At 44.8% G+C, this 10,000-nt stretch carries 12 protein-coding genes and 1 pseudogene; 5 read left to right on the top strand and 8 right to left on the bottom strand.

Annotated features, from left to right (window positions below):
• A pseudogene (locus LDL40_RS02910) lies at window positions 1-282 on the top strand (TRAM domain-containing protein); the annotation flags it as partial.
• A 97-nt stretch (window positions 283-379) separates the two neighbouring features.
• Here LDL40_RS02910 and LDL40_RS02905 read toward each other — a convergent pair.
• From LDL40_RS02905 to LDL40_RS02895, 3 genes are all read right to left on the bottom strand, one after another.
• Window positions 380-1,537, bottom strand: a complete 1,158-nt coding sequence (locus LDL40_RS02905; protein ID WP_300993592.1) for a GGDEF domain-containing protein — start codon at window positions 1,535-1,537, stop codon at window positions 380-382.
• Between the two features lie 188 nt (window positions 1,538-1,725).
• Window positions 1,726-3,549 (bottom strand): monovalent cation:proton antiporter-2 (CPA2) family protein, encoded by a 1,824-nt coding sequence (locus LDL40_RS02900; RefSeq protein ID WP_300993591.1) that lies wholly within the window; start codon window positions 3,547-3,549, stop codon window positions 1,726-1,728.
• Between the two features lie 24 nt (window positions 3,550-3,573).
• Entirely contained in the window at window positions 3,574-4,107 is a 534-nt protein-coding gene (locus tag LDL40_RS02895) for an NAD(P)H-dependent oxidoreductase (protein WP_300993590.1), read from the bottom strand.
• Between the two features lie 532 nt (window positions 4,108-4,639).
• Here LDL40_RS02895 and LDL40_RS02890 point away from each other — a divergent pair.
• From LDL40_RS02890 to LDL40_RS02875, 4 genes are all read left to right on the top strand, one after another.
• On the top strand, window positions 4,640-4,987 hold the full coding sequence (locus tag LDL40_RS02890; RefSeq protein ID WP_300993589.1) for a hypothetical protein: 348 nt from the start codon (window positions 4,640-4,642) through the stop codon (window positions 4,985-4,987).
• 64 nt (window positions 4,988-5,051) lie between these two features.
• Entirely contained in the window at window positions 5,052-5,474 is a 423-nt protein-coding gene (locus LDL40_RS02885; protein WP_300993588.1) for a hypothetical protein, read from the top strand.
• A gap of 68 nt (window positions 5,475-5,542) precedes the next feature.
• Window positions 5,543-6,088 (top strand): DUF3916 domain-containing protein, encoded by a 546-nt coding sequence (locus tag LDL40_RS02880; RefSeq protein WP_300993587.1) that lies wholly within the window; start codon window positions 5,543-5,545, stop codon window positions 6,086-6,088.
• A gap of 74 nt (window positions 6,089-6,162) precedes the next feature.
• Complete coding sequence (locus tag LDL40_RS02875; protein WP_300993586.1) at window positions 6,163-6,510, top strand: hypothetical protein; 348 nt, start codon at window positions 6,163-6,165, stop codon at window positions 6,508-6,510.
• Window positions 6,511-6,999: 489 nt separating this feature from the next.
• On the opposite strand, the gene LDL40_RS02870 is transcribed toward LDL40_RS02875, so the two are convergent.
• The 5 genes from LDL40_RS02870 to LDL40_RS02850 all read right to left on the bottom strand — a co-directional run.
• Window positions 7,000-7,416 (bottom strand): hypothetical protein, encoded by a 417-nt coding sequence (locus LDL40_RS02870; protein WP_300993585.1) that lies wholly within the window; start codon window positions 7,414-7,416, stop codon window positions 7,000-7,002.
• Window positions 7,417-7,865: 449 nt separating this feature from the next.
• The gene (locus LDL40_RS02865; RefSeq protein ID WP_300993584.1) at window positions 7,866-8,153 is read right to left on the bottom strand and encodes a type II toxin-antitoxin system RelE/ParE family toxin; all 288 of its coding nucleotides are present in this window, start codon (window positions 8,151-8,153) and stop codon (window positions 7,866-7,868) included.
• Window positions 8,146-8,358: a hypothetical protein gene (locus tag LDL40_RS02860; RefSeq protein ID WP_300993583.1), complete on the bottom strand. Its 213-nt coding sequence runs from the start codon at window positions 8,356-8,358 to the stop codon at window positions 8,146-8,148. Before LDL40_RS02860 ends, LDL40_RS02865 begins: the two co-directional genes overlap by 8 nt.
• Window positions 8,359-8,461: 103 nt before the next feature.
• Window positions 8,462-9,211 carry an NUDIX domain-containing protein gene (locus LDL40_RS02855; RefSeq protein ID WP_300993582.1) on the bottom strand — a complete coding sequence of 250 codons (750 nt, stop codon included), beginning with the start codon at window positions 9,209-9,211 and terminating at the stop codon, window positions 8,462-8,464.
• A 124-nt stretch (window positions 9,212-9,335) separates the two neighbouring features.
• On the bottom strand, window positions 9,336-10,000 hold a 665-nt coding region (locus LDL40_RS02850; protein ID WP_300993581.1), incomplete at its 5' end, for an ABC transporter permease.

The raw sequence follows: 10,000 nt of genomic DNA, 5'->3' as shown, positions 1-10,000 counted from the left end.
CAAATCGCTGAAGAAATCAAAGAAGAGCGTTATCACCGCTTTATGGAAACGCAGCAGCGCATCAGTGCTGCTCGTTTGCAAAGCAAAATTGGCCGTACTATTAAAGTGTTAATAGATGAAGTGGACGACGAAGGTGCCATAGGCCGCAGCTTCGCTGACGCTCCTGAAATTGACGGTGCTGTGTACTTAAATGGCGAAACTTCATTAAAACCAGGCGATCTGGTGGATGTGGTAGTAGAAGAAGCAGACGAATACGACTTATGGGGCAGTCTGGCTGAATAATTCACTTTGCCTGCTTTGCAAACAATAAACGGCCGAAAGGCCGTTTATTGTTTGTATTTACTGCGCCAGGTTCAGACCCGTAATAAGCGGATGGCCTTTAGCCTGCTTCAGAACCAAAGACGATACGATTGCGCCCTTCTGACTTGGCTTTGTATAAAGCGGTATCCGCCTCTGCCAATAATTCATTTAACTCGCGCATCGCACCGACACAACTGGCGCCACCTACACTGACCGTTAATTTCACGGGCCTGGCTTCTATTTCCCAGCCATGATGAGCAATGCGCTCACACAAGCGCTGACCTATTACCGCTGCTTGCGCAGCGCTGGTATTGGGCATCAAGACGGCAAACTCTTCGCCACCAAGCCTGCCGATCAGATCTGTAGTGCGAAGTCCAACCCTGAGTAAATCAGCCACTTTTCTCAGTGCCTGATCGCCCACAGCGTGGCCCCACTTGTCATTAATTTGCTTAAAATGGTCGAGATCAATCATCAGCACCACCACGCTGTGCTGCTGTCGCCTGCTGCTGCTTAACGTCAGATTGGCTCGTTTTAAAAACTCCCTTCGATTGAGTAACTGAGTTAAGTCATCCAGTTCCGCCAAACGCAACAATTGACTTTCTGTGTGAGAAAAAGCCAGCAAAGGCAACATAAAACCTGTGCCAACAGTTAATAACACATGACCCAACAGCACCCATTGTAAGCCGGGTAAACTGATGGCCCGATAGTCTTCACCTATCAGCGGCATCACCAATACCACCTGCAGCAACATTATAACGGCGTGAACAGCGAAAAAGCCTTGTAACACATAAACGGGAAAAGCAGGTTTCAATCTGGATTGCCGTAACAATGGGATAGCATAAATAAAAATCACAGCTATGCCAAAAGAGGTTAAAGCAGTTGAGGCGTTATTCACCTGATGTAACATGAACTGAAGTAACAGATACAAAGTCAGTAACAACACTACCTGTTGCCTTGAACGCGCACTAAAACGACCTTTTAGAAAAAGTACCAGTCCGGTAACAACCAGAGCCGGAGACAATAGCAGTAACAAATCGGAAAGCACATAAGTCAGGATGGGCCACTCAAGATAAGGCCTTGCTGCTGCAGCACAACCTCCAGCCACAAAAACCACACAAGCCAAAGACCAAATCAAAAAACTTTTATCGTGCCGACGCAGCAGATAAACCATAGCCAGATAACAGCCAATCATCAGATTGACCATTAAGGTAAACAGCATCAGCGTTGGCAAATGCAATTCAAATCCATGAAAATTAATGACTAATTACTCCACTGCTTCATTACTTCGGCAGTATAGCCTTTTGCGTTTCCGATATACAAACAACTTCACCTTCACTGAGCGCCCCTGCACTGCAGTTGAGCTCAGCCCAAGCCAAAACTTCTGATCCTGAGGCGGTTTCGGCTTAGGCTTCTGATGGCTAGTTATTATTTGAGGTCGTTTTTATCCGCTTCAGGCTCTGTGTATAGCCCCTGATAACGCTTAGGCGCATCCCGGCTTTCACGTTCCAACTGGCGTTGCAGCTCTTCCCTGCTTTGTTTTAACAACTGTATATAGCTTTTTTCGTCTTGTTGCTGACGCACCAGCTGCATTTTATCGATCAGCTGGTAATTGGCGGCTCTGAAACGGTCGGCCAGTTCTTTGGCTTCGTAGCGGCCCATGCCAAGTTGAGTTAATACATCCCTGCCCTGACGTAACGAAGCCTCAAAGAGTTCACGCTCTATATGCTCTACACCCAACTGACGTAACTGATACATATGGGCCACATCTTTGGCCCTGGCCATCAGTTTTAAATGCGGGAAATGTTGTTTGGCATTGCTGACAATGGCGTTAATCGCCTGTACATCGTCTACCGCAATCACCAGAATTTTGGCATGCGCAGCACCAGCAGCCTCCAGCACGTCCATCCGGCTGGCGTCGCCGTAATACACCTTAAAGCCAAACTTCGTCATGGTTTGAATAGTGTCAGAGTCGTGATCAAGCACTGTGGGCACTATGCCGTTGGACAATAACAGACGGCCTAAAATCTGACCGTAACGGCCAAAACCGGCAATAATGACCGGGCTTTCGCTATTCTCTACATCAGATCCCTGTTGCGGCTGCTGGTTTTGCTGGCGCACGGCCCAGACGTCCAGCAGCTTCATCAATAAAGGCGATACGGCAATAGACAAGGCAATTAACAAATTCAGCATGGCGCCTTCTGTGGCACTAAGTAGAGCCCCTGCAGTTGCCAAAGCCGCCAACACAAAAGCAAATTCACTGCCTTGCCCCAGCAAGATGGCATAGCTCAAACGCTCAGGCGCGGCAATCTTTAACACCCACGCCACGCCATACAACAGCAAGAGTTTTAACCCGACAAATAACAGCAGCAAAAGGCTAATTAGTTGCCATTCTGTGCTTAACAGCTGCATATCGATACTGGCGCCAATAGTGATAAAAAACAGCCCTAAAAACAGTCCTTTAAAGGGTTCCAGGTCGGCCTCCAACTGATGACGGAACTCAGAGCTTGCCAACAGCACACCCGCAATAAAAGCACCTAAACCCGCAGATACACCAACAGCTGTCATCAGCTCCATCACCCCTATCACCAGCAATAAGGCCAGCCCGACAAAAAGCTCGCGGGAGCCGTGATGAGCAACCCAGTGCAATAAATACCCTATCAGGTAGCGCCCCGCTAATACCAGGGCCACTACAGCAGCCAAAGCAGGCAAGGCTTTAAATTCAGCTGTATCGGCCGAAGGCGCTAGTAAACTGACACCAATCAACAGTGGAATAGCCACCATGTCTTGCAGTAACAAGGCGCCAAACACAGATTGCCCGGTGTGAGTGCCCATTAAATTACGATCTTTCATCAGTTGCACAGCCACAGCAGTGGACGACAAAGCCAAAGCCAGACCGATAAATACCGACAAAGCGTAAGATAACCCCAGCACACTGGTGGCCAGGCCTATGCCCAAAGCACAGACCAGCACCTGCAATGAGCCAAACAGAAAGACTCTGTGCCGCATGGCCCAGAGTTTTTTTGCATCCAGCTCCAGGCCTATACTGAATAACATCAGCACCACCCCCAGCTCAGCCAGCAACTTAATGTCGTCGGTATTACTGGCAATAGCAAAACCTGCCGGGCCCAGCGCTATACCAGCTAATAAATACCCCAGCACGACGCCAAGGCCAAAGCGCTTGGCTAAAGGCACTACCAGCACCATAGCTGCCAGGTAAATCATTAAATAAGTCAGAACGTTAAGATGCATAATCAGTCCTTTATCGCTGCTTTGTTAGTCCAGCGTTATGGCCGCAGAAAGTTGCTCCAGCCCGGAGCGGAATAATTCGGCGGCCTCTGTGGCAATAGTGCTGTCGGTTAATTCAGGCAGCATCAGAGGGTGTTGCCATTCCATGCCACAAGATAAAGCCAGTTGGCGCAAAGGCGTGAACATAGTCTGCTGATAACAAGGGTCCAATTCATGCTGTGGCGCTACTGCGTGTGTGACTAACCAGAATTTTTTTCCCTGCAGCGACATCACAGACTCACCAGAGGCAGCTTTACCGTAGGCCCAGCCATACTGAAACACCTTGTGCAGGTACTGCACTAATAAAGCCGGCGGCAAGCCCCACTGCATGGGGTAATGCAAAACGATGGCCTTACTGTGGGCCAGCATCTTTTGCTCCAGTGCAACATCAATATAAAAATCAGGGTACAGCTGATACAAATCGCGCAGCTCAAGCCCGGGCCAATGCTGCACTGCATTAAGCATCATTTGCTCCAACCTGGCATGGCGGGCATAAGGATGGGCATATAACAAACTAATCATAAAGCGCCGATAGTCCTTTAAAAACAGTGGCTATAGTGTTTATGAACGATCAGGCTCTGGCAAGGGTGTGACAGAAATAAAGCGGCATTGCAAGTGATGCAAAGCTATGTGCCTCAGAGCGGATTTGCCTGAAAAATAGCTAGATGGGTTGAGTCTGCTGGCTGGTGGTATCGAGAGGTTAGCTCTATCGTCACTTTAGACAAAAGCGGATATTGCTTCTACTACTTGGCGAATACACAGTGTTATTGGCTGTCATCAAAAAAAACAGGCACGCTTTGAGCAAACCAACAGGCACATTTATCTGTTGCTGAAAAAGAAAAAACACTCTAATTTAGATACTTAGAGTGGCCCAACCTAAAAATAACAGGCCAGAGAAAAGTAATAATGTGCCAGCACGCTTTGGGTCTCGTCTTGCCGTAGTTGACTGTAATTAATTGTTTTTATCAATAAGTTAACACTGGTGTGTCATCTGGTAGAACCAGAGAAAGCGTGCCGGCACAATATAGAAATGTTATGTTTCGTGGGGTAGTAAGTGACTAAAGAGTACACTGACAATTTGGAAGAGATTGTTACCTTCGGTTTTGAGGCAATCGATCCTGATGAGAAAGTTGAGGTCAATTTAAAAGACTTGATGTACGTTTTCTCGACCTTACAAGAATATCAAAGGTTCTTTCATCAGCCATTGCATTACAAAAATATTGAAGATATCGAACGGTTTCTGGGTTCGATCTCGATCAATGAGCACGCTGGATTTAAATTGTTACACACATCTATTCACGAAAAGATGCGGAATATGCTGCCAGCGCACATAGATGCGAAATATGGGGAGGGTGATTTTGATTCTCCAAAATTACCCTTCTATTATGACGAGAATTGGTAAAAACATAACAAGCACAAACAACCGATTCGCTTCGCTCTCGGCTATTGCGGGCGTTATAACTTATATGCAAATTGAGCCTAAATTTTCTACCTACGTTGTTTCAGCGATTGCTGGCTACTGGATGGCTTTTATTGCCGCTACTATTGTGGTTGCCACCATCCAAAGTGAAATGACATTAGCTTTGTTACCTATTTTATTCTTTTCGTTATTTTTCGCTGTTGGCGTGGCTATTTGTACTTCAATTTTTGGTTATACGGTATTCAGGATAGTCTTTCAAAAATTAAATACTACGATAGTGCTTAAATTGTTAATTTCTGGTATTTGCTCTTGTGTAGTCTCAGTTATAGTTTTTGCTATGGCCTTTAATTACTTTATAGGCGGTGATGCCTTAGTTAACACTGCTCTCCAAACGAGCGTAGGACTGTTAACTTTTTGTATTATTGTTGTCCCATTTGCTGCGATAGTATATTGGTTAATCGAAAGGTGATTTATAACAAACAAATTTTATCGCCAGCAAACAGCGCTGGCTGCGGCTAGCAGCGTTAGCCGTACTTTATGACAGCAGGCAGATCTTCGTTTAGCAACAAAAAGCTTCGTGGCATACCACGTCGTTTACGCGCACTCGCGCGTTGGAAAGAGTCGCTTTCAGGATATTTTCCACTCCAGATAACGTCAGAGGAAAAGTACTGGAACTATAAAATTCCTGTGTATCGAAATCTTGTTGAGGGTAAGCAAACCACCAAGAGCATACAAGCATTTTGTGCACAGCAACTTATAGATGCCGCATACCATATATACAAAGCCAAACCACAATACGCTGAGTGCTTTAGAGTCACATGCGTTATTTCACTGCCCTGTATGTTCTCTAGCGAACTGTGTATTTATACAAGTGAACAATATTTCAAAGAGCACACAACGGAACAAACTGGACGCTTCGGGAAAATTGAAAAAATCCAAGGACAAAGTCTTGCCCAAGAATTAGGTCTAGCACTACCGGAGGGCTTTAGTGAGCTTGGAGTTCTGCGTACTGACGAAGATGATGATGGAAATCCATATGTTTCTGAGCAGTGGTATTTTGGCGAAATCCAGCATTACGGCTAACAAGTGGTTCAAATCGTTCACTTCGCTCACTGGGACGGGGTAAAGCCCGCCCCTTAACCAAACGTTAGGTAACTATGGACAGTACTGCCTCGAAATTCAGAAATTCGTGCCTAGAAATTTTGAGCTTTTTATCGTCTCCGCCGAGACAGAGAGAATTTGCATCAAAAGTTGAATACAATGACTATAAAAGCGAATTTGTTTGTTGGTGGTTTGATGATTTAGTTATGGACTCCTTACCTAAAGGGTCTGGTTTAATATCTGAAAGCGTTACGGCGGATGAGAAATTAATCCTCTGGGAGTTTACAAAACTTTTTGAGCGAAATATTGATAGCGAGAATCAATCTATTGATGAGCTATTGAAAGATGCTAAATGGAAAGTTGTTATGGTAGCGGCTCAAGAAGCACTAGCAAAAATTGGGTAAAGGCACCTGACCACGTCCTTAAAATAAGGCCGCAAACAATTAATGGTGTCAGATCTTGCCCTTTGCCCCCGCAAACAATTAATGGTGTCAGATCTTGCCCTTTGCCCCGAGATAATTAGTTGATTCAATTTCAATGCTTTAATAAAAGTAAAAACGAAAAAGCTCACAGAAAACAGCTAACATATTTTTCCTTTGTGGTGTGGAGCAAGATGCTAGACCTGACCCTAAAGGTCGTTTGAGCTGCTTAAAACTTTAACATCAGAGTTACCAGGTAGAGCTATTGTCGGCTCAAAAACAATAAGCGGTTCTGAAAACTATCAATTAGTTACCTTTGCACACAACTTATCTAACTAAGTTAGATTTTCTTTATATTGTGTTGCCTTTTCAGTGAGTTGTATGTTTGCACAGCTCGCAGCAAAGGTTGTCTGCGAAATAAGCATCACTGAAATTATCAGTAATATTTTTATTAATGTTGTCATAATCCCACCGCTATTTTGTAATTTCAAATTTCACTTTTACGTCGTTACCGTAGCGAACTAATCGGTTCGCCTTTTTAATTGTCTTCATCTTCACTAAAAGCGTATCTTTTGATTCCCATTCAATACTCAACCCGCTTTCATCTGGTGTTCCGTTAAACTCAAAAACGACTGTGCTTTCTTCAGGTGAGTTCTTGTCGCTTAGACTCACTGTTCCAAAATAATCTGATGTGCCACCCACGCAATCCCTAATTCTCACCTCAGCGATCTTGTTTTTCTCTGGAGATTCAGAACGTTGAGTTACTTCGTTGTAGCATTCAATTTGCGTATATGGTTTCAATACATACACAAATGCTGTAGTAATTAGATATATCCAAAATACCCAACCACCCAATAGTAACAACTTATTTATTATTGCTTTTTTATTCAATTTCATTTCCTTTAATATTGAATGAGCCCAGGCCGATTAACCAAGAACAATGGCCCGAATACATATACTTATGCAAAGTAAGGATAGAAAGCATGACGTAACACTCCAAGGCGATGCAACCAAAGAGAAACTAGGTGCCATGACATCCATTGCCGGCAATGCAGTTACACTTGCAACTTATTTGCAACAAACTTAAGGTGGTATTTTGAAATAAGCAATGACTTTTTGGGTCCAAGCTGAGAATTCAGTATTTTCCTGAAATTGATAGGAGATTAAAAGACAAGTTTTTCTCTGTGCTGTTTCTAAAATATGATTTAAGTATTGGTTCTGTGGGAGCGGGCAGTTTATTTTGAGTGGCTATTTAAGTTGATTGATGCAAGCACTTACAGTTCATGCCCTAACATAACAAGTTTCTGTTTGTACTTTGCGGATGACTTCCAAACACAAACTTAAGGCAGGTTGTCGCGAAAAACGGTCAGAATTTCTATTTGAGAGGACGTAACGCGGTAAACAAAGCTGTACTTCTTGTAACAGACCTTTCTTATCCCTGGTCCATATTCTGGAAGTTCAATACCTGATTCAGGAAACTCGAGCAGAACTTTATTTAACCACAATTCAAACTGATTCAGGTATTCAATAACAAAGGCATTTTCTAGCCCTTGACCAGAGAGGTATTCAGCAATTTGCAATAAACGCTCTTTTGCGCGTGGCGAAAAAACCAGTTGTAAGTCACTCATACCTTGCACGAATAGATGTAAACACGTCAGCGGATTTGAGTGCCTTGTCTTGCTCTAACTCTGCTATCGAAGTTTGAATATCGTCGGCTAATCTTCTTGCCTGTACAAAGTCTGCAAAAGCTTTAACTACAGACTGCGGATTACTGCCAAATGCCTGTTTTAATTCGGCTTCCAGTTCTGGATTGTCGATCTGGATACTTAACATCTTTTTACTCCACCTTCATCATGTGAATAGCCTAACTCTTCGAACACTATAGCTCAACTGTTGGTTGATAACGCCTTTGAACCAAAAGTATTTACATCTGAACCTACCCGATAAAAATCTCATACTCATCCGGGTCTTTCATATAACCCGGTACTTTCTGACTGGAAAGGCGCGGACCAGTTAAGGCGGTTTGCACCAACAGCTTGTTGTAAAAACTGGCGTTGGGGTCGGCCAGGTAGTCAGTGCAGTCGAACCAGCGTGCCTGCAGTATTTCGCGTGGGTCTGGCGTGGGGTCAGTTTCTTCAGCAGTTAAACGACACACCATATACAAATTCGATGCGCCAAACTGGCCCTGATGATGGTGGCGTAAGCCTAAAAAACTGTCGAAACGGGCTGTGACTCCGGTTTCTTCCTGCACTTCACGCACTGCCGCATCGGCCAGATGCTCTTTGGCATCTACCATACCGCCTGGCAATTTAAAATAACCAGGGCTTTTGCCTGGCAGTGGTTTTTCCTGCACCAGTAATACTTTGCCAGCAGCGGATAAAACCACTGCCCCTACCCCAATGCTATGAGTAGCGGCTAAAGGTAAATAGCTATCGGCCTGTAGCTTTTTGCATAACATCAGTTGGTCCGGCGCACAGTGATGAAAGCTAAAACCTAGTGCGACAGCTGCAGCAATCAATTCTGAACGGCAGGCCGGTATCTCAAGCCAGACTAAAGCATGCAGATGCTGCCAGGCTTCGACAGATGCGGCCAGACGAGCGGCAAATTCGGCGGCAGAATCAGGTAATTGGGCTGGCCCTATGTAGCAGCCGTTGTAGGGATTTACGATAGCGTCAAATAACTTCATTGGACGATAGACTCTGCATAGGATTAGAAACGAAACGGGCGCCGATAAACGACGCCCCTGCATTGACTCAGATAGACTTAGGGTGGAGACAAGCCCCGCCCTACAGCAAACATATCCCGCCGTTTTATCTGAACAATACTTTTTCTTTTTGGAACCAGCTGACGCAAAACGCCAGCATAGCCCCGGCTATCACTGCGGTTGAACCAAAAATAACCAGCAGCATGCTGATATCCATGGTGCCTTTGATTAACTCTTTAATAGCCAAAGCCACGTTCGCTATAGGTAACATCGCCATGGCCCAGGTCAGTTCTACACCCGGCATCAAAGCGACAATCAGCGGCATAAAGACGATCATGCTCAAGGGGCCTATGTAGTTTTGCGCTTCTTTAAAGCTGCGGGCATAAATAGATAAAGACAGCAATAAAGAGGCAAAAATAGCAGAGAGCGGGATCAGCATCATCAGGATCAACAGCAGATCGGCTATGCCTAAAGTCGACATGGTTTTCGCCACTATGTCCACGCCCATCAGGGAGCCAATCACATAACCCCAACCGCCAAAACTACTGACAGTAATAAGTGCAGAAGCGAGGCCTGTGGTTAACACGGTCAGAAACTTACCTAATACGATAGAAGTTCTGCTGATCGGGCATATCAATAAGGTTTCTAAAGTGCCGCGCTCTTTTTCACCTGCACCTATATCCACAGCAGGGTAAGAACAGCCAATCAGACACAAAGGGATCAGGATATAGGCAACAAAACCACCTATTTTTTCACCTAAGTTTTCACGAC

This window comes from Rheinheimera sp. (assembly GCF_020217005.1).
In the GTDB taxonomy this organism is placed as follows: Bacteria; Pseudomonadota; Gammaproteobacteria; order Enterobacterales; family Alteromonadaceae; genus Pararheinheimera.
Note: the sequence above shows the minus strand (reverse complement) of the source record. Positions and strands in the feature narration are given on the sequence as shown.

Bases quoted from the DNA above. Each gene is read 5' to 3' on its own strand.
- LDL40_RS02880 (WP_300993587.1), top strand. From the start codon at position 5,543: ATGACAGCAGGCAGATCTTCGTTTAGCAACAAAAAGCTTCGTGGCATA.
- LDL40_RS02860 (WP_300993583.1), bottom strand. From the start codon at position 8,358: ATGTTAAGTATCCAGATCGACAATCCAGAACTGGAAGCCGAATTAAAA.
- LDL40_RS02885 (WP_300993588.1), top strand. From the start codon at position 5,052: ATGCAAATTGAGCCTAAATTTTCTACCTACGTTGTTTCAGCGATTGCT.
- LDL40_RS02895 (WP_300993590.1), bottom strand. From the start codon at position 4,107: ATGATTAGTTTGTTATATGCCCATCCTTATGCCCGCCATGCCAGGTTG.
- LDL40_RS02875 (WP_300993586.1), top strand. From the start codon at position 6,163: ATGGACAGTACTGCCTCGAAATTCAGAAATTCGTGCCTAGAAATTTTG.
- LDL40_RS02900 (WP_300993591.1), bottom strand. From the start codon at position 3,549: ATGCATCTTAACGTTCTGACTTATTTAATGATTTACCTGGCAGCTATG.
- LDL40_RS02855 (WP_300993582.1), bottom strand. From the start codon at position 9,211: ATGAAGTTATTTGACGCTATCGTAAATCCCTACAACGGCTGCTACATA.
- LDL40_RS02865 (WP_300993584.1), bottom strand. From the start codon at position 8,153: ATGAGTGACTTACAACTGGTTTTTTCGCCACGCGCAAAAGAGCGTTTA.